16 protein-coding genes, 1 tRNA gene and 2 pseudogenes are annotated in these 25,284 nt (G+C 73.4%); 9 read left to right on the forward strand and 10 right to left on the reverse strand.

The window, feature by feature from the left end; translation table 11 throughout:
* Positions 1 to 36: 36 nt before the first annotated feature.
* On the reverse strand, positions 37 to 5,613 hold the full coding sequence (locus ACIRB4_RS16590) for a trypsin-like peptidase domain-containing protein (protein ID WP_403291813.1): 5,577 nt from the start codon (positions 5,611 to 5,613) through the stop codon (positions 37 to 39).
* Positions 5,614 to 5,786: 173 nt separating this feature from the next.
* A complete protein-coding gene (locus ACIRB4_RS16595) occupies positions 5,787 to 6,695 on the reverse strand; it encodes a DNA/RNA non-specific endonuclease (protein WP_403291815.1) in 909 nt (302 codons plus the stop codon).
* A gap of 103 nt (positions 6,696 to 6,798) precedes the next feature.
* On the opposite strand from ACIRB4_RS16595, the gene ACIRB4_RS16600 reads away from it, so the two are divergent.
* Entirely contained in the window at positions 6,799 to 7,614 is an 816-nt protein-coding gene (locus tag ACIRB4_RS16600) for a caspase domain-containing protein (RefSeq protein ID WP_403291816.1), read from the forward strand.
* Positions 7,615 to 7,644: 30 nt separating this feature from the next.
* Here the strand turns inward: ACIRB4_RS16600 and ACIRB4_RS16605 are convergent, their stop codons facing one another.
* Positions 7,645 to 10,551, reverse strand: coding sequence for an AAA family ATPase (locus ACIRB4_RS16605; RefSeq protein WP_403291817.1), 2,907 nt, complete (start codon positions 10,549 to 10,551; stop codon positions 7,645 to 7,647).
* Between the two features lie 203 nt (positions 10,552 to 10,754).
* Positions 10,755 to 12,455: a S8 family serine peptidase gene (locus ACIRB4_RS16610; RefSeq protein WP_403291877.1), complete on the reverse strand. Its 1,701-nt coding sequence runs from the start codon at positions 12,453 to 12,455 to the stop codon at positions 10,755 to 10,757.
* 500 nt (positions 12,456 to 12,955) lie between these two features.
* On the opposite strand from ACIRB4_RS16610, the gene ACIRB4_RS16615 reads away from it, so the two are divergent.
* Positions 12,956 to 13,741, forward strand: coding sequence for a hypothetical protein (locus ACIRB4_RS16615; RefSeq protein WP_403291818.1), 786 nt, complete (start codon positions 12,956 to 12,958; stop codon positions 13,739 to 13,741).
* Positions 13,742 to 14,161: 420 nt separating this feature from the next.
* Here ACIRB4_RS16615 and ACIRB4_RS16620 read toward each other — a convergent pair whose 3' ends face one another.
* The 4 genes from ACIRB4_RS16620 to ACIRB4_RS16635 all read right to left on the reverse strand — a co-directional run bounded on the left by ACIRB4_RS16620 (position 14,162) and on the right by ACIRB4_RS16635 (position 18,482).
* Positions 14,162 to 15,073 (reverse strand): hypothetical protein, encoded by a 912-nt coding sequence (locus ACIRB4_RS16620; protein ID WP_403291820.1) that lies wholly within the window; start codon positions 15,071 to 15,073, stop codon positions 14,162 to 14,164.
* Positions 15,070 to 16,077 carry an SPFH domain-containing protein gene (locus ACIRB4_RS16625; RefSeq protein WP_403291822.1) on the reverse strand — a complete coding sequence of 336 codons (1,008 nt, stop codon included), beginning with the start codon at positions 16,075 to 16,077 and terminating at the stop codon, positions 15,070 to 15,072. The genes ACIRB4_RS16620 and ACIRB4_RS16625 overlap by 4 nt, the downstream gene beginning before the upstream one ends.
* Positions 16,078 to 16,155: 78 nt before the next feature.
* Positions 16,156 to 17,577: a DMT family transporter gene (locus tag ACIRB4_RS16630; RefSeq protein ID WP_403291823.1), complete on the reverse strand. Its 1,422-nt coding sequence runs from the start codon at positions 17,575 to 17,577 to the stop codon at positions 16,156 to 16,158.
* The gene (locus tag ACIRB4_RS16635) at positions 17,574 to 18,482 is read right to left on the reverse strand and encodes a phosphatase PAP2 family protein (RefSeq protein ID WP_403291825.1); all 909 of its coding nucleotides are present in this window, start codon (positions 18,480 to 18,482) and stop codon (positions 17,574 to 17,576) included. Before ACIRB4_RS16635 ends, ACIRB4_RS16630 begins: the two co-directional genes overlap by 4 nt.
* A gap of 168 nt (positions 18,483 to 18,650) precedes the next feature.
* On the opposite strand from ACIRB4_RS16635, the gene ACIRB4_RS16640 reads away from it, so the two are divergent.
* The 4 genes from ACIRB4_RS16640 (at position 18,651) to ACIRB4_RS16655 (ending at position 22,014) form a co-directional block, all read left to right on the forward strand.
* Positions 18,651 to 19,265 (forward strand): TetR/AcrR family transcriptional regulator, encoded by a 615-nt coding sequence (locus ACIRB4_RS16640; protein WP_403291826.1) that lies wholly within the window; start codon positions 18,651 to 18,653, stop codon positions 19,263 to 19,265.
* 30 nt (positions 19,266 to 19,295) lie between these two features.
* The gene (locus tag ACIRB4_RS16645) at positions 19,296 to 19,670 is read left to right on the forward strand and encodes a DUF488 domain-containing protein (RefSeq protein WP_403291827.1); all 375 of its coding nucleotides are present in this window, start codon (positions 19,296 to 19,298) and stop codon (positions 19,668 to 19,670) included.
* A 189-nt stretch (positions 19,671 to 19,859) separates the two neighbouring features.
* Entirely contained in the window at positions 19,860 to 21,119 is a 1,260-nt protein-coding gene (locus ACIRB4_RS16650) for a cytochrome P450 (protein WP_403291829.1), read from the forward strand.
* A 235-nt stretch (positions 21,120 to 21,354) separates the two neighbouring features.
* Positions 21,355 to 22,014: a lactate utilization protein C gene (locus ACIRB4_RS16655; protein WP_403291831.1), complete on the forward strand. Its 660-nt coding sequence runs from the start codon at positions 21,355 to 21,357 to the stop codon at positions 22,012 to 22,014.
* Here ACIRB4_RS16655 and ACIRB4_RS16660 read toward each other — a convergent pair.
* A complete protein-coding gene (locus ACIRB4_RS16660) occupies positions 22,000 to 22,485 on the reverse strand; it encodes a DUF309 domain-containing protein (RefSeq protein ID WP_403291879.1) in 486 nt (161 codons plus the stop codon). The genes ACIRB4_RS16655 and ACIRB4_RS16660 overlap by 15 nt on opposite strands.
* 182 nt (positions 22,486 to 22,667) lie before the next feature.
* Here ACIRB4_RS16660 and ACIRB4_RS16665 point away from each other — a divergent pair.
* A tRNA-Pro gene (locus tag ACIRB4_RS16665) sits at positions 22,668 to 22,741 on the forward strand.
* A 98-nt stretch (positions 22,742 to 22,839) separates the two neighbouring features.
* On the opposite strand, the pseudogene ACIRB4_RS16670 reads toward ACIRB4_RS16665, so the two are convergent.
* A pseudogene (locus tag ACIRB4_RS16670) lies at positions 22,840 to 23,088 on the reverse strand (tyrosine-type recombinase/integrase); the annotation flags it as partial.
* Between the two features lie 16 nt (positions 23,089 to 23,104).
* Between ACIRB4_RS16670 and ACIRB4_RS16675 the strand changes: the two are divergent.
* Complete coding sequence (locus ACIRB4_RS16675) at positions 23,105 to 24,223, forward strand: APC family permease (protein WP_403291832.1); 1,119 nt, start codon at positions 23,105 to 23,107, stop codon at positions 24,221 to 24,223.
* Positions 24,224 to 24,767: 544 nt separating this feature from the next.
* Positions 24,768 to 25,184, forward strand: a pseudogene (locus ACIRB4_RS16680) (transporter); the annotation flags it as partial.
* Positions 25,185 to 25,284: the final 100 nt, after the last annotated feature.

The raw sequence follows: 25,284 nt of genomic DNA on the forward strand, positions 1-25,284 counted from the left end.
CCTCCGCCTCTGTTCTCCGCCTCTGCTTTGCGCCTCTCACACCTCGGGGCCGTGGCGCGCCGAGTGCGTCGACCACGCCGACTGGGCCGCCGTGATCTCTTCGTACAACTCCGGCCTGTACTCCCGGAGATGAGCCAGGATGCCGCTCATCTGCGTGCCGACGTTCACGAACGCCGTCGGCCTTCCCTGGTAGTGGACCTCCTCGACGCGGCGCGTGCCGCGGTGCAGGGCCACCACCGTCCAGTCGTCCGTGAACACCGGCGAACCCGAGGACCCGCCGCGGGTGTCGGTGAAGTAGCGGACGTCCCGCTCGTCCGCCTGGTAGACGAGGTTGTTGCGCAGCGCGACCCGCTTGGGCTGCCCGCCGGGGTGCTGGATGATGTTGACCGCCACGGGCTCGGTCCCGCGCAGGAGCAACGGCGCGGTGGCGACGCGCAGCAGCGGCCGCGGCGGGGTCCCCGGGGTCAGCCGGAGGATCGCGTAGTCGAGTGCCTCGTCCCAGGCGACGAGGGCGCCCGCCGTCGCCTCCTCGGTCTCGGTCTCGTCGGCGCCGTAGTCGAACCTCGAACGGGAGTTGCGCACCTGGAGCTGGAGGTCGTCCTCGGCCACCCGTATCCGCACCCCGGGCGAGCGGGTACGGGCGTTGACGACATGGTGGTTGGTGATCAGCAGGCCGGGGGCGATGAGCCAGCCGGTGCCGGCGTGCGGATAGGCGGGCTGGAGCGGCGCGCCCGACTCGTACGGCGGGACCTTCAGCCGGGCGACCGACTCCCCGGCCAGGACGCCGCCGTGCAGGAACTCGAAGGGCACGGTGTCGTCCCGGAAGATGATCTCCTCCTTGGTCTCGTCGGGCATGCTCCCGGGCGGCAGATCCGGCTCTCCGGCGGCGTCGCGGGCCACGTCGTCCAGGGCGCGCTGGAGCACGGTGAGCGGTCCCGCCTCGACCGTCTGGGCGATCGCGTTGCGCAGCCAGACCTCCAGCGGGACCGTGCCGTCGATCAGCCGTTCCACCTGGTTCATGACGTGCAGGTCGGAGTGCATCTGCCGCAGGGGGCTGTCCATCGTGGGCAGGCCGGCGCGGAAGTGGGCGGTGGTGCCGGCGAAGAGGAGCGGCCGGACGGCGTTGTCCGCGAGTCCGGCCTCCAGGGCGGCGTTGCGGACCCGGACGACGTCCTCGGGGGAGAGGTACGGAACCGTGCGCACCGCCCCCTCGGCGGCGTCGGGCGGCGGCTGCGACCACAGACCGGCGGCGCCGCCGGGCCTGGCGGTGGCCGGTCCGGCGCCGGTGCCGAGCCCGGCACCCGCCTCGGTGCCGAGCCCGGCACCCGCCTCCAGACCGGGGCCGGTGTCCGGTACGGGGCCGCGCGGCGGGGAGCCCGCGTCCATCGCGGCCGCCACCCCGAGGAGCAGGTCGCCGCTGCGGTCGCGGAGCGTCAGGGCCCGCCAGGCGAGGCTGTCGAGCGTCCCGTGCCGGCGCGCCTCCCACAGGGCCTGCTCCACCTCGGCGTACGGCATCCCTGGCCGGGCCGCCCTCCCGGCGGGACCGGCCCCGGGGCCGTACCCGGGCGTCCCCGGCGTCCCCGGCGTCCCCGCCGTCCCCGGCCTGTCCCCGTCCGGCGCTCCCGGTCCGTGCGGTCCGGGTTCGTACGGGTCCGGCGTCCCCGGCCTGTCCCCATCCGCCGTCCCCGGTCCGTGCGCTCCCGGCCCGTGCGGGCCCGGCGTCCCCGGCCTCCCGTCCCCGTACGGCGCAGGCGTCTCGAAGGAGCCCGGGCTCCCGGGCTCCGCGGGGCGTCGTGCGCCGTCCGCCGCGGAGTGCAGGATGCGGGCGAGGGGCTCGCGCAGTTGCGGTTCGTCGGTCATGGCGGTGTCGATCCAGCGGGCGAGCGCGTGCACGACGGCCTCGTCGTCGGCGGGGAGCCCCACCAGCCGCAGGGTGTGCTCAAGCAGCCGCGGATCGACCCGGGAGGCGCTCGCCGCGGCGGCCCGCGCCAGCGCCGGCTGCCGGGCCAGCTCCTCGTCCGGCAGCTCCCGCAGGGTGTGGGCGAGGCGCACGTCCGCCTCGGCCGAGCCCTCGTCCGTCAACGCCGCCAGCCGGGACCTGGCCACCAGGACGCCCATCGACTCGTGCGCGAGACCGAGCCCCGCCGCGATGTCCTCCGCCTCCTGGAGAGCGCGGTCGGCGTCGGCGAAGTCGCCCTCGTCCTGGGCGAGCCGCGCGGAGAGCTGCAGCAGCTCCAGCCGGGTCTCCGGGCAGCCGGCCTCGCCGGCCCGGTCCACCGCCCGCTCGGCGGCCGCCCGCGCTTCGGCGGACCGGCCGGACCGCGCCAGCGTCTCCACCAGCAGGGCGTGCAGCTTGCTGCAGGGCGTCCAGGGGCGCCGCTCGGCCAGCCGTTCCGCCGCCGCCTCCACGTACCCCTGGGTGAGCAGGTTCTCGACCTCACGGGCGGCGATCCGCTCCCAGTCCTCCTGATCGGCTTCGGCCATGATCTGGTCCGGCACGTGCCCACCGATCTTCCCCAACAGGAACGCGGCCGAGCGGGCGGGCATGTCCCGGTCCGCCCCGGCCAGGTGCCCGTCGACACCGGCGACCCAACGCCGGTCCACCGTACGGGGGTTCTCACCGAGCCGGAGCCGGTGGTAGATCTCCTCGGCACGCGACCGCGGATCCTGCCGGGCCGCGTAGTACTCCACCGCGCGCCGGTCCACGGCCCGCATCAGATCGGTCCGCGCGCTGTCGGAGAGGCGCAGCATGATGCTGCGCAGATCGGCCCGGTGGCGGATCGCCTGGGGCCCGGCCGACTCCATCAGGTCCAGCCGGGAGACCAGGCGGCCGAAGAGCGAACGGGCTTCCTGCGGCGAGGCGATGTCCAGGCCCGCCGGTCCGGCGAGGACGTCCTGGATCAGCTCCGGGGTGATCACCCGCAGGGCCAGGCCGGCCTGGACGAGGACGCGGACGCGGTCGTCGGCGATGTGCTTGAGGATCCGGTCGTACAGCGTGCCCTGGATCAGCAGCTGGTCGACCTTGTGGTGGAAGTAGCGCTTGCGCGAGGGCAGGCTCTCCACGAGTTCGCCGAGCGACTCCGAGCCGGAGCCCAGGACGACCACCGCGGCCTGGGCCGCCAGTTTCAGGCTGAGCGGGTGCCCGCCGACCCGGTCGGCGAGGTCCCTGGCGACCGTCTCCTCGCCGACCCCGCACGACATCAGCAGCTCCACGGAGGCCCGTTCGTCCAGTTCGCCCAGTTCCAGGCTCCGCGGCGCCATCACCTTGGCGGGATGGTCGATCGGCGCCCGCCCGGAGACCAGGAACCGCAGCCGTGGATAGGCGGCGCGCAGGGCGGTCCAGATCCCCCACATCCTTGCCAGGACCGGTGAGCCGCGGTACTGCGCCTCCTCGAAGGAGTCGAAGGCGATCACCAGCGGCGGGTCCATCTCCCCGGGCCGGGTGGGGACCGCCTCGCCGGCCGTCCGGGCCACCGCCTGCGCGAGTTCCTGCTCCCGGGCGCTCGCCCGGGCGTGGAACCCGGCCGAGTAGTCACGGCTGAGCGTCGCGCGGGTGGCGGAGAGCTGCCGCAGGTCGTCGAACTGGTTGAGCTCCGCGCGCTGGGACGCCGCCGTCTCCGCGCACTCGTCGGCGAGCGCGTCGAACGCGGCGCGGTGGTCCGGGTACTGGATGCCGAGCTGCCGCGCGATCTCGGCGACGACGGTAGCCGGCTCGTGGGCGGAGAGCGTCGGCCGCTCGAAGTCGATGTAGGCGAAGGGGAATCCGGTCGCCGAGGCGCGCAGACTGTCGAGGAGGAACCTGGCGAGGAGGGTGCTCTTGCCGATGCCGCCCACGCCGTGGAGGAGGAGGGGCGGTTCGGCCGGTTCGGCGGGCAGCTCGATATAGGCGCGCAGCGCGTCGAGTTCGCGGGCGCGGCCGTGGAACGTGCCCCGGACCAGTCGTTCCATCGGCTGGAACAGCCGGGCCCGCTCCAGGCGTCGCTGGACGTCGTCGGGGTCGGGCAGTCCGGTGATCCCGGGGACGCGGCTCAGCCACAGGGTCGCCTGAAGGGTGTCGCAGAGCTCTTCGACGCCTTGGGGGTCGAGGTCCGGCGCGGCGCCGGAGAGCAGTGCGAGGGCGGTGCGCTCGGGCCCGGAACCGTCCGGGAACAGTGCGGTGTTGGCCTCCAGGGCCCGGCGGGCCGCCTGCGGCCCCGCGAGACCCCTCAGGGCCTCCTCGCGGACCTCCGCCCTCAGCACCCAGGCCGCGCGGGGGTGCGCGGAAGGCGTCGTGCAGTCGTCGACGAGGGCCAGGGCGGCCCCTCCGGTGGGTTCCGTCTCACCGGGCAGCCGCAGCAGCGCGGGGTCGAACTCGTGCAGCAGGCAGGCCGCCTCGCGGTAGGACCTGCGCAGATCGGGGAGCGGGGGAGGGGGCAGGTCGACGGCCGCCCGCACGGCGCGCCGGAGCAGGGCGGCGTGGTCGTCCGGGGCGAGCCCTGGAGGGAGGGAGCGGTGGAGTCGTACCGCCTCCTCCACCGCCGTGCATACCCGCCGCATGTAACTCTCGCCGTGGCCGGGGGCTTCGGCGGCTGCCAGGACCTCCGTGACGGCCACGTCCACCAGTGCGGGGACCGCCTCGTCGTCCGGCGCGGTCTCCTCCTCGGTGAAGAACCGCCGGAAGAACTCCCGCAGATCACCCTCGTCCACGACGTGCGCGGTGTCACGGCACTCGTTCTTCCTGATGTCGTACGGGAGTTGGCGCATCGCGGGGGAGTAGCCCAGCAGGACGAGCCGCGGTACGGCGTCCTTGCGTACCGGCGTGTGCTCGTAGATGGCCAGGGCGAGCTTGCCGATGCAGTCCCAGACGTCGGAGTTCGGGTCGAGTGTGTCGCACTCGTCGAGCACCAGCCAGAGCCGCTCCTCGGCGGCGGTCGCCCGGCTCACGATCCGGTGCACGGCGTCGTCGACCGACGGAAGTGGATCGTTCAACTGTGTGGGATTCAACGGGAAGGGGCTCTCGTGCGGGCCGGACACGAACTCGGCCAGCCGCTCCACCACGCGCGCTGCCGTCGAGGTGCGCGACAGGGTGATCCGTATCGGGCGGAACCCGAGGTGCTGACCGAGATGGCGGATCAGACGGTACGTGTACGAGCGTCCGCTGGCGGGCTCGCCGTCGACGACCAGCACCGTCTGCTCCGGGTCCTCGACGAAGTCACGGAGCCTCTCGCGCGACTCGGCACGGTCGATGAACACCTCGGCACCGATGCCATGACCGAGCACCAGGGCACCGAAGGGGTCCCGCGCCGAGCGCTGCGCCCGCTCGTCCTCGCGCAGCCGCGTCAGCAACTCCCTCGCCTCGGCGCCCCGCTCCAGCCGGCCGGGGCCGTCCGCCTCCGTGAGCGCGTCCAGACCGGCGAGCGTCGCGAGCAGCCGGCGCTGGTGCGCGATGTCCTTCCGGGCGAACGCGACCAGCGTCCGCGCGTTCTCGTCCCGGTCCGGGGTGAGCGGCAGATCCGCGACGAAGTCGGGGGAGAGCCCGCTGCGCAGCAGCGCGGTGTGGGGGTCGGGGGTGTCGAGGACGTAGTCCCGCACCCAGCTGGTGACGAGTCCCCATTCCGTTTCAGTGAGCGGCATACCGCACCTGCCCGGCCGTCCCGCACGCGCCGTCAGACGGACTGACTGACACCTGTCATGCTTTCACCGGCCAGGGGCCGTGGCAAACGCGCGCACGGCCCGCCCCCGGAGCCCCGGCCAGGCGCCCGCAGCACACGCGCGAACGGGCAGCGCCCGGCGTCCCGGCCGGGCGCTCAGCCTTGCATGACGATGTCGTCGAAGGTCTCCAGGCGCCGCCAGCGCTCCTCCGGTGCCCGCATCGGCGGCATCAGATCCACGTCGGGCAGCGGCCCGAACTCCAGCTCCGTGATCTCCGCGACGTCCGAGACCGGCACCTGGTACGTACGGAAGGCACCCAGCGGCGGCGGCGCGCCCGCCTTCGCCCCGGCGAGCGCACGCTCCGCGTCCCGGCTGAGGTCAGGGCTCTGGTCCAGGACGTACGCGGTCGAGGCCAGCGCCCCGTCCTGCATGAACGCCGCCACCTTCCAGAAGCGCAACGGCACCTGGATACCCCGGTAGGGAGGGTCGGAGTCCTGCAGCACCGGCCCGGTCAGCACGCACATCCTCCGGTCGAACTCCGCCGCGTGGTCCAGGAGATAGTTCTCCAGGCCCTGCCAGAGCCGTTTGCCCTGGTTGAACACATCGGCCTGCGGAGCGGCGTTGGTGTAGAAGAACGTGTCGGTGTTGGCCCGGCCGGCCTCGGCCACCGCACCCCACACCGGATCGAGCCGGCGCACCAGATGGCCCCGGTCCAGACTGTTGTTCCGGTAGACGTCGTTGCCGGCCTGCTGCTCCTCGGGCAGGCGCGGATCGTACTCCCAGATGTCGTCACGGGCCACGTCCTCGACGAGCTGCCGGCCTTCGATGCAGACCGCCGTCGAGGCGGCGAGCCGCCGGTCCGGCCGGAAGACCACTGTGAAGTGGGTGTACGGCAGGATCACCGTCTCGACCGAGGTGCGCGCGGGCAGCGCCAGCGGTACGACGGGGCCGAGGAACGCCTCGTCGTAGCCCGCGCGGTCGGCCAGCGCCTCACGGCGCGGACCGCCGGCACGGGGAGGCGGCGGGGAGGGCGGCGGAGAGGACGGGGGATCGGTCGGGTTCATACCATGTAAGTACCGCGCAGGGAGGGCCGCGCTCGGCGCCGGGCCGCAGGCCACTCGATCAGACGCCCCCGGCGCACCCCCGCCCCTCCCCGAGGAGGCCCCCATGCCTACCGGACTCTCCCTCCACATCGGGCTCAACACGGTCGACCCCGCTCGCTACGGAGGCTGGGACGGCGCCCTCCTGGCCTGCGAGAACGACGCCAGGGACATGGCCGCGCTCGCCCGCGCCGCCGGCTTCTCCGACACCGTCCTGCTCACCCCCGACGGCACGGTCGACCAGGTCACCGGCGCACTGCGCCAGGCCGCCGACAAGCTCGGCCCCGGAGACATCCTGCTCCTGACCTACTCCGGCCACGGCGGCCAGGTCCCCGACGTCACGGGCCCGGACGACGAACCGGACGACCTCGACGAGACCCTCGTCCTCTACGACCGCCAGTTCCTCGACGACGAGCTGTACCAGGAGCTCCGCCGCTGCGCCGACGGCGTACGGATCGTCGTCCTGCTCGACTGCTGCCACAGCGGCAGCGGCGTCGAACTCCCCGGCGGCCTGCTCCCGACGACCGCCGTCCGGATGATGCCCCTCCCGAGGCAGCAGCAGATCTACGAGCGCGACCAGGGCTTCTTCGCGGAGCTCCAGCGCTCCCTCAAGAAGACGGCGCCCCCGGACGGTGAGGCGCGCGACCCGGCGGCGGTCCTCATCTCCGCCTGCCAGGACAACCAGTACGCCTCCGACGGCCCGGTCAACGGCGCCTTCACCGAAGCGCTGCTCGGCGTGTGGGACGGAGGAGCCTTCCGGGGCGGCTACCGCGCCTTCCACCGCGCGATCCAGCACCGGCTGCCCGCCACCCAGAGCCCGAACTTCTACACCACCGGCACCCCGTCCCCCGCGTTCCTGCGCCAGAAGCCGTTCACCGTATGACCGGCACCCCAGGGTCTGCGAAGTCCCGCCTCATCCCCGGAGCGCGGTCGCCAGCTGCGCCCGCGAGCGGACGTCGAGCTTCTGGTAGATCCGCGTCAGCCGCGCCTCGACCGTCTTGACGCTCAGATAGAGCTTCGCCGCCGCCTCCTGGTTGCTGGCGCCCTGGCCGACCAGGCGGGCGAGCCGCAGCTCGGCGTCCGTGAGCGAGGAGAGCGCCGGAAGGGTGTCCTCCGCGGCCTCTGCGGCCGGGGTCTCGCTCGCCAGGGCCAGCCACGGCGCCGCACCGGCCCGCTCGAAGACCGAGGCCGCCGTCTGCAGCGCGCTCTGCGCCGCCGACCGGCGACGGCGGCGGCGCTCCACCCTGGCCAGGGCGATCAGAGCCCGGCCCCGCTCCAGCGGCAGCCCGGCATCGGCGAACGCCTCGGCGGTACGGGTCAGCAGCTCCGCCGCCTCGTCGGTCTTCCCGACGGCGGCCAGATACAGGGCGTACGCGCGGTCACAGCCCAGCAGAACCGTCGTACGGCCCAAACGTTCGGCGACCGGACGCACCTCGGCCAGCAGGTCCGCCGCCTCCTGCGCCGCGTCGTTGGCCAGCAGCGCCTCCGCCAGCTCCTCGTGCCAGCGCAGCATCGACGGGTCGACGTTCGCCTGGGCGCGTTCGTTGGCCTGCACCCGGCGCAGCGTCTCCAGGGCCGAGGCGACGTCCCCGTTGACGAGCTGGACGCGGCCGAGCGCGTACAGGCTGCGGGAGAGGAAGACCCGGTCGCCCTCCTCCTCCGACGCCTGGACACTGCGCCGGGCATAGCTCGCGGCCCGCCCGAAGCTGCCCCCGGCCGTCTCCGCGAGCGCCAGCGTGTACCAGGCCGGGCCGGGGGAGAGGCCCGCCTCCAGGGTCAGCGCGAGGGACTGCCCCGCGTGCGCGAGGGCCGCCGGACACACGCCCATCCGGGACTCGATCGCGGCCAGTGTGGAGAACAGCTCGATCGTGTCCTCGACCGAGCCGCGCCGCCGCACCAGCGGCAGCAGCGCGTTCAGCTGGTCACGGGCGTCGCCCAGACGGTCGTCGAAGAGTGCGTGACGGATCGTCAGGATCTGGGCGGCGTTGCGGATCCCGAGCGGACGCTCGGCCATCTCCAGAGCGCGGGCCTGCGCCAGCACCGACTCGGCGTCCGGCGCTCCCAGCGCCCGCTCCATCCGCGCCTGTACGGTCAGGGCCTGGGCCGCCGTCCGCGGATCGCCCATCGAGGCGGCCAGCGCCGCGGATTCGACGGCGGCGGCCCGCGAGTGCAGCGGATCGCCGTCGGCCAGCACGTACTTGACGGCCAGCCGGAGCTGTACGGCCGCCCTGAGCGCGGTGTCCCCCTCGGAGTCCTCCATGGCGTGGACGTACATGTCGTCGAGGCCGGTGAGGCCCTGGCCCGCGGTGTCGAGGACGGCGAGCCGGGCCCGCACCCGGTCGGCCGGTGCCGCGTCCCTGGCCAGCAGGTCGGTGGCGGCCCGCATCGCCAGATCCGCGCGCGCCGCGCGGGCCGCCTCCTCGGCCGCGTCGACGAGCCGCGCGATCCGCTGCGGACCGTGCTCGACGGGCGTCGAACCGGCGGCGAGCAGGGCCAGCTCCGCCGCGAGGGCGCTGTTGCCGCGGCGGCGCGCGAGATCGGCGGCCGCGGCGACTTCGGCCGCGAGGGCCTCGTCGGGGATGTCCGTGGCGAGCGCCCGGTGCCGTACCGCCTCCACCGAGTCGTCCACGACCGTGGCGAGCGCGGCGTGACCGGCGCTGCGCTCGGGCCAGCAGGCGTCGTGGACCAGCGTCGAGGGGAGGAGCCCGGCCGTGAACGTGACCGCGCCGTCCTCGGCGACGGAGACCAGACCCGCGCGTTCGGCGGCGGCGAGGTCCGCCTCCGCGTTCGGCCGCCCGGCGCGGCGGACGAGGGCCGCGGTGGGGCGCAGGGCGAGCGCGGCGAGCAGCAGCGTCTCGCGGACGGCCGGCGGCGCGGCGCCGAGCAGCTGCCGCGCCAGGTCCCGGGCGCGCCCGGACAGCGTGAGCGCCTCGGCGTGGTGGACCGGGGTGCGGGCGTCGGCCAGGGAGCGGCCCACGGCGAGCGCGAGACGCGGGTTGCCGCCGCTCGCCTTGTGGATACGGCCGGCCATCCGGGACGGCAGCCGGTGGTGGATGAGGAGTTCGGCGATCTCGTCGGCCTGCAGCGGGGGCACGAGCAGGATGTCGGCCTCCGACGGCACCCACAGCTGGGTGTCGTGGGCCGCCTCGGAGCCGTACGCCTCCGGGGTCTCGACGGCGACGACGCGCAGCGCGGGCGGGGCCAGGTGCAGGGCGAAGCGCAGCAGGTCGGCGCTGTCGGCGTCGATGTGCTGCACCCCGTCGACGACGAGCAGGGCGGGGCCGCGGACGGTGAGGCCGCGCAGGATCCGCGCGATGCCGAGGCGCAGGGCGATCGGGTCCCAGCCGCCTTCGTGCAGCGGCGCCTCGCGGCAGAGCATGGCGACGGCCGTGCGCTGAGGGCCGGGTAGCCCGTCGAAGACGCCCGACGCGCCCGCGCCCCGCCCGGGGGCCAGGCCGTCGGCCGCCGTGGGATCGGGCGCGCCGTCGCCGGCACCGTGCTCGGTCTCCTGCAGGGCCACGCCCGGCCAGGTCACCGTCGCCGCGACGGAGGCGACGAGCGCGGCCGCCGCCGCGCCGGGTATGTCCCGGTCGGCGGGGAGCGTCGACAGCCACAGGACCGTCTCGCCCCGGGCTTCGGCCCGGGCGGCCTCGGCCAGTGCCACCTCGGTCTTGCCGACTCCGGCGGGACCGGTGAGCAGGGCGCGGCCCCGGGTGTGCAGCACGCGTTCGAGGCGCGCGAGAAGCTCCTCGCGGCCCACCGGCGCGGGGGTTCCGCCTCCGCCCGCGTGGCGCAGGGCGAGGTGCGACGCTGTCGTCACGTGTCCACCACCCCTCCGGCGCTCGGGCCCGCCCCGTGAGCCCCGTGCGCAGAGAATACGGAGCGTACGGGCGCAGTCCAGGCCCCTTGTCCGGCATACGGACAGCGATCGCCGGTCACCACGCCAGGACGCGCCCGTGGTGTAGACCACGAGCGCGCCGCTGACCAGCAATGATGCTGTTGTGGGGGGTGGTTCGGGTGGGATCAGAAGGTCAGGCTCCACGAGTCGATGTAGCCGGTGTCACCCGAGGCCACATCGCGGACCTGGAGCTTCCAGGTGCCGTTGGCGACCTCGCTCGACGCGTCGACCGTGTAGCTGGTCAGGACGTTGTCGGCGCTGTCGCTGGAAGAGGACGCCTTCAGGTTGCGCACGGTGCCGTCGGGGGCGATCAGGTCGATGACCAGGTCCCCGCGCCAGGTGTGCTTGATGTCCACGTCGACCTTGAGGGTGGCGGGGGCGTTGCCGGTGCGGCCGGTGACGGCGATCGAGGACGACACGGTGGTGTTGTCGGAGATCGTCACGTTCGTCGCGTTGGTGTAGGTGGCGCCGGCCGGCGGGGTGGTGGTGCCGGTGACGGCGTTCACGGTCTTCGCGGCGTCGGCGATGCCGGTTCCGCAGCCGCCGGTGCAGGTGCCGGGAAGCGGCCTGGCGTTGGCCTTGATGGCGGACTCGATGTCGGCCGGGGTCAGGCTGCTCTTGGCCGACTTCAGGAGGGCGGCGAGGCCCGCGATGTGCGGCGCGGCCATGGAGGTGCCCTGGTAGGGCTTGTAGTTCTCCAGCGACTGCGTCGTGGTGCCCGAGTTGAGCGTGGAGTAGATGCCGTTCTCGGGGGTGGTCACCGTACCCGGCGTGTCGGTGGCGCGACGGGTCTCGCCGCCCGGTGCCGAGACGTCGATGATGGTGCCGTAGTTCGAGTAGTACGACCGGTTGCCCTCACGGCTGGTCGAGGCGACGTTGATGACGCCCGAGCAGTTGGCGGGGGTGAAGCCGGACGCGTTGGCGTTGCTGTTGCCCGCGGCGACGACGACCGTGGTGCCGCGCGAGACGGCGCCGTTGATCGCGTTCTGGTAGACGCTCGGGCAGGTGGAGCTGGCGCCGCCCAGGCTCAGGTTGATGACCTTGGCCGGGGTCGGGTTGGCCGCGACGCCCGCCACGTTGCCACCGGACGCCCAGGTGATCGCGTCGGCGATGTCCGACGAGGAGCCGCCGCACTTGCCGAGGACACGGATGGGCTGGATCTTCGCGTTGTACGCGATACCCGCCATGCCCTTGGTGTTGCCCGTCACCGCGCCGATGGTGCCGGCGACGTGGGTGCCGTGCCAGGAGGAGTTGCTCGCGCGGGAGCCGGTGCCGCACTCGCCGTCCGTGGCGTTCCAGTCGCCCTCGTCCTTGGCGTCCGCGTCACGGCCGTTGCCGTCCCGGGCGTCGGTGGAGGAGGAGATGAAGTCGTAACCGGAGACGACGTTGGCCGCCAGGTCCGAGTGGGCCGCGTAGCCGGTGTCGATGACGGCGACGGTCACACCGCTGCCGGTCGTCTTGTCCCAGGCGGACGGGACGTTCATGCCGCCGGTGGCCTCGAAGAGGTCCCACTGCTTGGCGTAGTCGGTGTCGTTCGGGGTGACCGCCATCGCGTACGCCCGGATGTCGGGCTCGACGGAGGCGACCTGCGGGTCGGCGCGGAAGGCGTCCATGACCTCCGCGACGTCCTGCTTCGTGGCGCTGTCGCCCAGGTCGACCAGCGCCTGACCGCCGGAGAGGCGGCGCTCGAAGGAGAGGGCCTCGCCGGTCTCGGCGCCCTTGGCGGCCGCGTCGCTCTTCGCGGCGGCGTTGGAGCCGGCCTCGGCGGTCCGGGCCTTGTAGGTGACGATGACCTTCTCGACCGGCGCGCTGGGCAGCGTGGTCATGGCCTGGGAGACCGGGGCGGGCTTCGGGGTGGAGACGGCCGGGGCGGCGGCGAACGCCCCGGTGGAGGTGGCTGCGGCACCGAGGATCGCGGCGCTCGCGACCACCACGGATATGACTCTCCGCATGGAACTGTTCAAGGTGTTCCCTTTCAAGCACGACGTAGGTGCGGAGCAGTGGCGGCGGCGCGGGAGCCTCGGCGCGAAGTGGGGTCGCGGTCCGCTGCACCCTGGGCTTGGGGGGCCCGTGCGCCGCCACCGGCGCGACGGCCCGGGTCAAGGCCGTCACCGGCGGACACCACCCCCCTCTCCTCATGCACCTGACAGGGCCTGAGCTCCTGAGGGGGGCGTGGATCGGGGGATGGGATCTGCCGGTGCGGCAGACAGTAGGGAAAGAGCAGGTGAACGCGATACGGGGAAAACCCTTGTCACCCCTCGGAGGGGGGCGGGGGACGGGGGAGGGGCGGTGCTTGGACGCCCGCGCCCCAGGGAATCACCGACGGGTGAAGTCAACGGGGTACAGGGGAAGTTGGTACGAGAGACGGCTACCCCTCTGGTTACGGGGGCTGCTCGTCCTCGCGGCCGGATGGGGAGTCCTCGTCTGCGGTCAGCAGATCGCGGACGGATACCGGGCGACCATGGTGTACCGCGCGGCGCCGGTCTGCGCGGACGAGGGGTGCGTACGGCCCGCGGTGGGCACGGTCCTCGACCGCCGGACGGGCGAACGCTGTACGTCCAACGGCACGACCGGGGGCACCAGCGTCGGCGGGACCGCGGCAGGCATGACGACCGCCGGCGGCGGCATGGGCGGCGCGGCGACCGGGGGAATCACCGCCGGGGGCGGGGGAGGCGGCACCACCACCTGCACGCGGTACTACCACGTCAAGGTCGAGTGGCCCGGCCGCACCGCCTGGCTCTCGGTGGGATCGGACACGTACGGCGAGGCCAGAACGGGCGATCGCGCGGAGCTCAGGCTCTGGCGGGGCGAGGCCGTACGGCTGGTGGTGCGCGGCCGCACCTACGAGTACGCGCCCTCCTCCCAGGACAGCGTCATGCCGTGGTTCGCGCTCGGCTGCCTGATCCTCGCCGCGGGGCTCTGGGCGCTGGTGAGCGGCCGGCCGTCGGGCATCCTCGCCTTCCACAGCTTCGGCTGGCTGTTCGTGGCGATCGGGGTGGGATGGATGGGCTCCATGGCCTTGTTCGGGGAGCACCTTCTCGTCTGGGCGTTCGCGATCGTCTGGACGGGATTCGCGCTCTTCTGGACAGTGACCGCGTGGAGGGAGATGTGAGGGGCGGGGGGCAAGGGGTGGGGTAGGGCAGCGGGCGGGCGGCGCTCGGCTGGTGGGGCGGGGAGCGAGCGGGGCGGGGTCCGCGCGGCGCTGCCCGGCCGGCCGGTGGGGGCGGGGTGCGTCCGGGGCGGATGCGTGCGGGGCGCGGGGTGCGTCCGGGGCGGCGCGGCCCGGCCGGCCGGGGCCCCGGGCCTGGCCTGCGGGGCTTGGCCGGGGGCTTCCGGGCCTTGCCGACCGGGTTTGGTCGGGGGACCCGGGCTCGCCCGGGGCGCCCGGGGTTTCGGGCCTGGCCTGCGGGGCTTGGCCGGGGCCGCGAGGGGCGCCGCGAGGGCGCCGGGAGGGCGCCGGGACCGCGAGGGCCGCCGCGCACCGGACGAGGCCCGGCCCGCTGCCGTCCCCCCCCGGTACGGCCCGGTCGCCTCAGCCCACCAGTCTCAGCACGGTCTCCGACCTGCCCACCCGTACCGCCCGCCCCCACGGTAGTTCCAGTGCGTCCGACTCCATGCCGTCGCCGAATGCGACCAGGCGGTCGGACGCGACGGTGAGGCACAGGGCCTCCCCGGGGCCCAGGAGACCTTCCACGCACGCCGTGCCCGTGGTCGGGGACGGCCACGCCTCGCGGACGAACCAGGCGAGCCGGGGGTCGGTCGCGGCGGGCAGCCGCAGCGGGCTCGCGCGCTGCTGCCAGAGGGAGCGGAGCCAGCCCGTCGCCCCCGTCCCGGTGCCGACGAGCACGCCGGAGGACGCCTGGGGCTCGGGTGCCGCCGATCGCCCGCCCTCCACCGCGAGGGTGTAGCGGGCGGTCTGGTGGCCGGGCGGGCCGACGTAGATCTCGTTGAGGGCGAGAAGCCGCTGCGCGTCGTCGGTGACCGCCTCCACCATCGTCAGCTCCTCGGCGGCCGTTCTCCCGGCGGCCGTTGTCGCGGCGGCCGGCAGCAACCTCCCGGCGTCCACGGGCCGGTGGCGCACGAGGACGCCCGGGTTGCGCCCCGGATCGGTGTCGATCCCGACGACCGGCTGGCCGGTCAGATACTTCGCCGCGTTGGCCACCAGGCCGTCCTGCCCGACCACGACGACCACGTCCTCCGGGCCGAACAGGAAACGATCCAGATCCGCGCGCTCCACCCGCGCCTGCCGCCAGGACAGCGGCACCGCCCCCGCCACCTCCGCCAGCGCCCGCCGGGTGCGCTCGTGCCGCTCCCGCACCTCCCGGATGTCCAGACCGCGACCGGCGGCGAAGAAGGCGGCCTGTCCGTGCGTACCGTGCCGGGCGAGCAACTCCTCGTACTCCGTGGTCCGGTGGACGAGCACCGCCCGTGGCGCCAGGCTCACGACGCGCCCCCGCCGCCCCCCAGCCTCGCGAGCAGTCCCGTCAGCACGTCGGGCGAGAGGGTGACGCTCTCGATCCGCGGCAGGTTCTCCGCGGCCCGGGTCGCCGCCAGCGCGTGCAGCGTCGCCGCGTCCGCCTCCCCGTGCACCCGCAGCCAGGCGGCCTGCGCCTCGGCGCGCGCCGCACCGACCTCGCGCGCCGCCTCCGCCTCCGCCCGCGCGAGCCGGACCTTCCGTACCGCCTCGGCCTCCGCCCGTACGGCGTCGGCGGCGGCGCTCTCCTCCGCCTCGCGGCGCGCGTTGATGCCGCGCTGGTCGACGAGCCGCTCCTCCTGGCGGGCCAGCTCGATCTTGCTGGCGAGCTCGTTCTCGGCGATGGCCCGCTCGCGTTCGACCGCGACCGCCCGCCGCTCGTAGGTGGCCCGGTCCGCCTCCTGCTGGATCTGTTCGCGGGCCGGGGTGCGCAGCGCCCGCTCGACCTCCGGCTCGGGACGGATGGCCACCACCCGTACGGTCACCACTTCGATGCCGGTCTCCGGCAGCCTGGGCTCGGCGGCGAGCCCGTCCGCGATCCGGTCCCGTACGGCCGCCACGCCGTCGACGAGGGCCGCGGCCAGCGGCGTACGGGCCAGGGCGTCGAGCGTGTGCTGCTGGGCGGTCTCGGTGAGCAGGCCGGCGATCTGCTCCAGCGGAGCGCCGCGCCAGGCGCCCGTGTCCGGGTCGATGGAGAAGTCGATCCTCGTGGCCGCCGCGTCCGGCCGGCTGACGCGGTAGGTCACCGTGCACTGCACGCTCACGTCCTGGAAGTCGGCGGTCCTGGCGTGGAACGCCATGCCGAGCTCCCGGTCGTCGACCGGCACTTCGGAGAGCGCGGCGGACAGCGCACGGAACCAGAAGCTGAGCCCCGCGCCGTCGTGGACGAGCCGGCCCCGGTGGTGGTGCCGGACGTGGGCGGTGGGCGCGGAGCGCAGGTGGCGCCAGCCGGCGCGTCGGGTGATGTCGGCCATGAGACCCTCCCTTGTCGTCACTTTGACGATAGAGGGAAAGTCTGCTTTTCGTCAACATGACGAAATTGGGTACCGGTGTCAGCCGACGGCGGGGTCGAGCGTCAGGGTCGAGGTGTCAGTACGGGGTGGTGGCACCGGCACCGGCTTTGCCGTCTCGGCCGGCGGCTCGGGGAACGTACGGGGGTCCGCTGTCGCCGCCAGGACCCCCGATGTGGGCGGACGCGAGGACGGGCTGTCCGTGGAGGCGAGGGTGGTGGCCGGAGCCGGGGCGGTGCTGGTGGCCGTTCCCTGACCGGTCGTCAGCAGGACCACCCCGCGTGCCGCCACGACGGCCGCGGCGCCCGCGATGAGCCATCCCCAGGCCCCGGCGCGAAACGTTTCGCCGAGCAGCGCCACGCCGATGACCGCGGCGGCGGCCGGGTTGGAGAGGTTCACGACGGCCAGCGGCGCGGCGAGACCGCCTCGGTAGGCGGTCTGCGAGAGCAGCAGTCCGCCCATCGCGAAGGCGGATATGAGCACCGCGACGAGCGCGGTCTGCCACCAGGCCATGGCCCCGCCCGGCACCTCGCGCGCAAGCGCGGCGGTCAACGTCTGCGTCAGCGCGGAAGCGACGCCCGAGGCGATCCCGGATGCGGTGGCATGACCGAGACCGCGCCCCATGACCCCGTTGGGGCCGGAGCCGGAGCCGAGCCTGGGCCCAGACCCGGAGCCGAGCCCTGAACCTGACCCTGACCCTGAACCAGACCCGGAGCCGGAGCCGGCGTGCCCCGACCCGGAACCGGAGCCGAGCCCTGGACCTGACCCTGAACCAGACCCGGAGCCGGAGCCGGCGTGCCCCGACCCGGAACCGGAACCGGAGCCGAGCCCGGAGCCGTGCCCCGACCCGGAGCGGAGTCCGGACCCGGACCCCGAACCGGACCGGAGCCCTGGCCCGAGCGCGAACCCTGAGTCTGACCCCGACCCGGGCGCGGAGGCGGGCCTTCCGGGGGCGGCGTCGGCAACCGCCCGACGTCGGCCGCGCGACCCGCCCCCGTGCAGCCGTCCCGACGCGAACGCCGCGATCAGCAGCGCCGTCGCCGCGGCCACGACCAGCGCCTCGCGCAGGGTCAGCGCCTCACCCGGCTTCACCGGCCCGGTGACCGAGACCAGGCCGACGAGCCCCGCCAGCGTCCACAGCGCCCCGCGCCACTCCGCCCGGGTCACCCGCCGCCGCGCGCAGTACGCGCCCAGGGGCAACGCGGCGACCAGCGTCAGCGCGCCGAGCGGCTGGACGAGGGTCAGCGGGCCGTAGTGCAGCGCGGCCACATGGGCCAGCGCGCCGGCCGCGTTGAGGCCGACCGCCCACCACCACTGGCCGCGGGCGAGCAGCGCCCGCAGCGCGCCGCGCCCGCCGGCGGAGGCCGAGGCCAGCCGGGCCTGGGCGACCGCCGCGAGCGCGTACCCGGCTGCGGAGACCAGGGAGAGCAGCACCGCGAGCACGGTGCCGTCGAGAGCGGTCATCGCAGAGCTCCTGCCGTACGGGGCGCGGTGGCGCGCGGGGGAGAGGCCGGGGCGACGGAGCCAGGCCCGGGGGTCCGTACGGCGACGAGCGCGAGGGCGAGCAGGGCCGCCGCGGCCAGGGCGTCGAACCAGTAGTGGTTGGCCGTGCCGACGATCACCAGGAGCGTCAGCAGGGGGTGCAGCAGCCAGAGCCATCGCAGCCGGCCCCGGGTGGCGGCGATCAGACCGATCGCGACCATCAGCGCCCAGCCGAAGTGGAGCGAGGGCATCGCCGCGAACTGGTTCGCCATCGAGTCCGTCCGCGGTGTCGCGCCGTACACGGAAGGCCCGTACACCTGCGCCGTGTCGACGAGTCCGGTGGCGCTCAGCATCCTGGGCGGCGCCAGCGGCATCAGGAGATGCAGCGCGAGCGCTGCGGCGGTGAGGAGCGCGAGGACGCGGCGGGACCAGAGGTAGTGCCCCGGGCGGCGCCAGTAGAGCCAGGCGAGGAAGGCGACGGTGGCCGGGAAGTGCACGGCGGCGTAGTACGTGTTCGCGGCGCGGACGAGGCCGTCGCCGTGGAGGAGGAGGGCCTGGACCGATCCCTCGCCGGGCAGATGGGCGGCCCGTTCGGCGTCCCACACGCGGTCGGCGTTGCGGAAGGCGCGCGACTCGTGGCCGTTGGCGAGGAGGCGGCCGCATTTGTAGACGAGGAAGAGCGCGGCGACGAGAAGCAGCTCGCGTACGAGGTGCGGTCGCGGGGCGGAGGCCGACTCGGCCGCCGGTCCCGGCCGAACCGCCGGTTCAGGGGTGGCGGACGGCTCCGGGCGAACCGCCGACTCCGCGATCGCGGTCGGTTCCGGGGTAGCCGTCGGCTCCGGTTCGGCAGGACACGTCCCGCGTATCCCGCGTATCCCGGCAGCCATGGCGCGGCCCCTTTTATCCGTCAAATCGGCAGCAAACGGGGGAAGCGTAGATCCGATTCCATCGAGACGCAAACGTCTCGATACGTTTGCGTCTCGATCGTGCGGCCCCTACCCTCGTATGTGCAGAGAGCCGACCGGGAGCCAACCGGACGACGACGGGAGCAATCGGTGTCCCCACAGGCCGCCACAGAGGCCGCGACCGCCGCCGCCCGCCGTAGCAAGATCACGCCCGAGCGGGAGACCGAGCTGTTCGAGGCCGTGATCGATCTGCTCCGGGAAGGCGGCTACGACGCGGTGACCATGGAGGGGGTCGCGGCCCGCACCAAATGCGGCAAGGCGACGCTCTACCGGCAGTGGGGCACCAAACCACGGCTCGTCACGGCCGCCCTCGCCAAGCGGCGCTGCCCCTTCTTCGCCGGCATCGACACCGGATCGCTCGCCGGTGATCTGCGCGAGGCGGCGCGGACGGCCGCGTCCCGACGGGACCGGGACGCCGAGCTGATGGAGGCCGTCACCCAGGCGTACATCCAGCACCCCGATCTGCGCGAGGCGCTGCGGGAGACCGTCATCAACCCGGAGGTCGCGGCCCTCGACGAGATGCTGCGGCGCGCGGTCGAACGCGGGGAGATCGAGGCGGACAACCCGGCGATCGGCTTCGTCGCGCCCTGCTTCCTCGGCATGCTCCGCGTCGAGCGGCTCTTCGAGGAGCGCTTCGCGGACGCGACGGCGATGCGCGTCTTCGTCGACGCGGTACTCCTGCCCGCACTGCGCGTCGACGTGTGATCGGGCGCCCCGTCCCGCACCCTGAGGGGCATGGCCGCCACCACCCCCGACGTCCGCGTCCGCCGCGTCTACGATCCCCCCGCGCCCGACGACGGCGTACGGGTGTTCGTCGACCGCCTCTGGCCGCGCGGCCTCGCCAAGACCGACGCGCACATCGACGAATGGCCCAAGGCCCTGACCCCGTCCACGGAACTGCGCCGCTGGTACCACGGCCCCGAGGGTGAGTACGACGAGTTCTGCCGGCGGTACGAGGAGGAGCTCGCCGCCCCGGCCGCCGCCGAGGCCCTCGAAGGCCTGCGCGACCTCGCCGCCCGGGGGACGGTCACCCTCCTCACCGCCGCCAAGGACCCCGCCGCCAGCCACACCTCCGTACTCGAACGGGCGCTGTCCGCGCGGAAGGGGTGACGGCCGGGCACGCGTGGGGGGATAGCACCCTCCCGGCCGTGCGACAGCCGCTTCCCGGCCGAAGACGGTCTCCGGCGCGACACCGGGCCCTCGGGGCATAGCCAGGGGCCCGCGAGGACGGTCACCATGGCCGGACCGCACCGCGTTTCGCACGTCCCTTCCGCACGTTCCCCTTCCGAGAGGCACCGCGTGGACCCGAAAACGCACGACCGACTCGACGGACTCGACCGACTCGACGCACTGCAACGAGACCCGTATCCCCTCTACGCACAGGCGCGAAGGACACCAGGGCTCACCTTCGTCCCCGAACTCGACGCCTGGCTGGTCGCCCGGGACGCCGACGTCCGTGAAGTGCTGCTGCGGCCCGAGGACTTCTCCTCCGCCCAAGCCCTGCGCCCCGACGTCATGCCCCCACCCGCCGTCTTCGGCGTCCTCGCGCGGGGATTCGGCAAACGCCCCACCGTCGTCTCCACCGACGGCGCCGCGCACCGCCGTCACCGCGCGCCGATCAACAGCGGCCTGTCCGCCGCCAGGGTCGCCGCCCTCACCCCGTACGCCACCGAGGTCGCCACCGGTCTCGTCGACTCGTTCGCCGACGACGGGCACACCGAGCTGATGTCCTCGTACGCCCGCGGCCTGCCCGGCGCCGTCATCGGCCGGCTCATCGGCCTCGAACCGGAGGACGTTCCCGCCGCGGTGCACGGAGGACACCGCGCCGAGCAACTCCTCTTCCGGCCCATGGACGAGAAGGAACAGCTCGCGGCCGCCGAGGACGTGGTCGCGCTGCAGCACCTCCTCGACCGCTACGCCCGCGACCGGCGCGCCCGGCCCCGCGACGACCTCTGCTCGGCCATGGTCGCCGCCCTGGCGCCCGACACCGGGCTCGGGCCCGGAACCCGTGAACTCACCCCCGACCAGCGCGGCGAACTCGTCTCCAACCTGCAGAACCTCCTCATCGCCGGACACCTCACCACCACCGCGCTGATCGGCACCGCGCTGCTCCACCTGCTGCGCCACCGCGACCAGTGGGAGCTGCTCTGCGCGCGACCCGAACTCATACCCGGGGCGGTGGAGGAAGCAGCCCGCTACGACACCGCCGTCCAGGGATTCCGCCGCACCACCACCCGCCCGGTCATCCTGGCCGGCACCGAACTGCCCGCCGGAGCCACCCTCTTCGTCGCCTACGGCTCCGCCAACCGGGACGAGGCACGCCACGAGGACGCCGACGTCTTCGACATCACCCGGTCCCCCACCCCCACCCGGCATGTCGCCTTCGGCCACGGAAGCCACGGCTGCCCCGGCTCCCGGCTCGCCCGGACCCAACTCGCCCTCACCCTCGAACTGTTCACCCGCAGACTTCCCGGCCTGCGGCTGGCGGACGACCACGAGGTGGTGATGCGGCCGACCCTCATCCACCGCTCACCCGAGGAGCTCCGTCTCACCTGGTGAACACCGCGCGGCCGGGGGACTCGGGCGAAACCGTATCGAGATGACATCGGACCGTCCCCGGCCCCGCATCACCGGCATATCCTGCGCGCATGCGCGTCGCACTCCTCGTCACCCGCGTCGATCACGCCCTGCATCCGTATCCGGCCACGCACCCCATCCGGGACACGCGTGCCCGGGCGGTCGCGGAGTCGTCGTACCCAGCGCGGTCGCCGGAGGCCGGGAGGCGGAACCGCACATGACCGAGCGCCCTCTCTCCTCCCGCGACCGGATCCTCGGCCGCATCCGCCGGGCCGTCACCGACGCGCCCGAACCACCCGCGACAGACCGCTCGTACCTCTCCAGTCACACACCCGACGACCCGACCGGACTCGTCGACCTCCTCCACGAGAACCTCGCCGACTACCGCGCCCTCGTCCACCGGACCGACACCGACGGCCTGCCGGCCCTGCTCCTGCGCCTTCTCGCCGAACGCGGCGCGAGCACGGTGCTCGTCCCCAGCGGCCTGCCGGCCGAGTGGCTGCCGAGAGCGGACGCGACGACGATCGACATCACCCGCATCCACGACCGGGCCGAGGCGACGGCCCGAGAACTCGACGCCGTCGACAGCGTCGTCACCGGGTGCGCCCTCGCCATCGCAGAGACCGGAACGATCGTCCTCGACGGCGGCCCGGGCCAGGGCCGACGCCGTATCACCCTCGTACCCGACCACCACATCTGCGTCGTCCGCGCTCCCGAACAGGTCGTCGCCTCCGTCCCGCTGGCCCTCCCACGGCTCGACCCCACCCGGCCCCTGACCTGGATCTCCGGCCCCTCCGCCACCAGCGACATCGAACTCGACCGCGTCGAGGGCGTCCACGGCCCCCGCACCCTCGAAGTGGTGCTACTCCGGGCGTAGCCTCGGGGCCTCGACGGACGCGTCCGGCACCCGGTCCTCGCCCTCCGTGCGGTCCGCCAACCCCCGGGCCCAGCGGGCGAGCCCGTCGACGTCGAGGCCGTACGAGAGCCCCTGTGACGCCGGCGAGGGAGCCGTGATCCGGTCCGCGCCCCGCCGCAACAGCCGCGCCCCGCCCCGCGCGTTGCCCCGGGCGGCGTGCGTCAGCCCCACGGCCAGCTGGGCGAGCCCCTGCCACAGATCCCGCTCCTCGGCGGGCCCGGTCTTCCAGGCGTCCTCGAAGACCTCGTGCGCGTGGAACGGCATCCCCTCGTCCAGGAGTCGCTGCGCCTCGGCGAGCGTCTGCGCGGGCGTACGCGTCACACCCTCCGGCGCTCGCGGCACACCCTCCGTGCCGTACGGCAGCGGTCGTCCAAGCCCGTCACGCGGCCGCGCACTGCGCGCCCGCCCCTCCTCGTCGCGGTCCCTCGGCATCCCCTTCACGCCGCCATTGTCCCCCTCCCGCTCCCACCCGCCAGTCGACCACCCCTGCCACCACCTGCGGCATCTCCCCGCAGCCCCCCGACGCGACGACCGCCCTGCGCTCCCGCGCCCCTCGGCGTGGGGTAAAGTTTCTCTCGCACGCCGCCACCGGGAGTATCCGGCGGGACGGGCATCGGGACGTGGCGCAGCTTGGTAGCGCACTTGACTGGGGGTCAAGGGGTCGCAGGTTCAAATCCTGTCGTCCCGACTTGCTTTTACGCAGGTCAGAGGCCGTATTGGAAGCATCCGATACGGCCTCAAGATCGTTTTTGGGGACCAGTTGGGGACCAGGGCGGTCGTCGCGGGTCAGAGAGCGGCAACTGCCGTGACAGGCAGCGAACGAGGTGCACGGAGCACCATGAGGTGCGCGGAGAGGGCTGCACCGGCTGCGGTGATCTGGCCGGCGTCGGGGTGCAGGTAGCGCTGGGTGGTGGTCAGCGAGCCGTGCCCGGCGATCTTGCGCAGGACGTGAAGAGGGACGCCTGCGTCCGCGAACCAGGTCAACCCGGTGTGGCGCAGGTCGTCTCGTCGAAGGTGCTCGAAGCCGAGCTCGGTCCTCGGGACGTTCGGAGTGGTCGCCGAAGAGACGGGCGGGGCGGTCCCCACCGCCTACCTGCTGGCAGTCCTCGCCATGCTGTTCACCGCCCACAGCTACGGCCGCATGGTAGCCGCCCAGCCCGTCGCGGGCTCCGCCTACACCTACTTCAGGCGCGCCGTCGACGACCGGGCCGACTTCCTCGTCGGCTGGGTCACCCTGCTCGACTACGCCTTCCTGCCGATGGTCATCTGGCTCATTGGAGGGGCGTATCTGCAGGCGCAGTTCCCAGGTGTCCCTGTCCCCGCCTGGGCATGGATCGTCGGCTTCATCGTTCTCACGACGGCCGTGAACGTCCGAGGCATCAAGACCGCCGAGCGCGTCAACGACCTGCTCATGGTCTTCCAAATTCTGGTGATCGCGATCTTCGTCCTCCTGTCCCTGCGACACGTCCTCGGCCTCGGCGGTGCGGGCGGCCTGGTGAGCACCACGCCCTTCATCAACGACGCCAGTGCAGCCGCCGGCATCTCCGCCGGCGCGGCGATCGCGGCGTACTCCTTCCTCGGCTTCGACGCCGTCACGACCCTCACCGAGGAGACCCTGGAACCCCGGCGGACCATGCCCCGCGCGATCCTCATCATCGCCCTGATCGGCGGAGCCGTCCTCGTTGCCGTCGCCTGCACCACACAACTCGCCCACCCCGGGGCCACGTTCACAGACAGCGGATCGGCTGCGTTCGAGATCGCCCGGACCATCGGCGGCGACCTCTTCTCCTCGGTCTTCTCGCCGGCCTGGTCGTCGCCCAGGCCGCCTCCGGCATCGCCGCCCAGGCCGGCGCGATCGGACTCCTGGCACTCCGCCTGGACGTCGCCACCTCCACCTCCTTCATCAACTTCGGCGCCTTCACCGCCTTCATTTTCGTCAACATCAGCGTCATCGCCACGTACATCCGCCGACGCCGCACCGGCGCACGCCCCGGCATCCTCGGCCACATTGTCGCCCCGGCGATCGGTGCCGTCGTCGACCTGTGGCTGCTCGTCCACCTCGACGGCAAGGCGCTACCCTCGGCCTGACCTGGCTGGCCCTCGGAGTCGGCTACCTGGCCTGGCTCACCCGCCTCTTCCGCCTTCCCCCGCCTGCGCTCGACGAGAGTGAGGCGGACCGCGAACTCATGCGAACCGGACCCGTGTAGCGAACAGTTGCCCGCCCAGGTAGCGCGGAACCCGGACGTCGCCGGGCACCACGGGTGGGCTGCTCCCAAGCGAGCGGCGGCCGGTTCAAGGTGTGCTTGGGAAACCCGCGGACGCGGCTGAATGACGCAGGCGCTCGCCTCAACGGCAACGACCCACGAGACCGCCTACGTTTTGGCACGTATGAGAAAGGGTTTGACCTGCGTTTCCGCTGGTCAGAGCTCTTTCCGGAAGTGCCCCCGCAGAATTCGAACCTGCGCACATGGCTCCGGAGCCTTTCCAGCGTTCCCTCAGGTCAACGGGCTACCTGGCGAGGGGCGGCCCCAGGCATGTCCCGGGGGTTGAATTGCCCCAAATCCGCGGCCTGTGAGAACCGTCCGCTCTCGTGGTGGCGGGGGTCCATCCCTGGTAATAATCCCAGCCCCGACGGCGTTCCCACTCGGCAATCGCGAGTGTGGGGGCGTCTGGCTCTGAAGCTGTTCGACACGACGGACGACGTGACCGAGGTCATGCCGCGTCTGGCCGAGGTCGAGGCTGATGTGCAGGTGCTCGTCGAGAGCGCGATGGAGCAGATGCTCGGCGTCCGCTTCCTGGCGACCGAGTACAGCACCGGCTCCGTCCATGGCGGGCGCATCGATTCGCTCGGGCTGGACGAGAACGGTTCGCCGGTGATCGTCGAGTGCACGGGGGGCGACCGATCCTGGTGTCCTGTCGCAGGGCCCGTACTACATGGCGTGGTTGATGGACCATCGGGACGAGTTCCAGGCCCTGGTCCGCGAGTGCCTCGGGGGGGCGGTGGCCTCGGAGTGCTGTGGAGCGCTCCGCGGCTAATCTGTATCTCCGGCGACTTCACGCTGTACGACCTGCACGCGGTGCGCGAGCATCGTCGGTCGATCGACCTGGTCCGGTACCGGCTGCGTGGAGCCCTAGGTGTTCTGTCCCGGGAGGTTGTGGACGGGTGATGCAGGTCTCGGCTGAGGGATCTTGAATGGGTGAGGGCCTTCCGGGTTCGGTGTGGATTGCGAC

The organism is Streptomyces sp. NPDC093600 (genome assembly GCF_044764755.1).
Classification (GTDB): Bacteria; Actinomycetota; Actinomycetes; order Streptomycetales; family Streptomycetaceae; genus Streptomyces.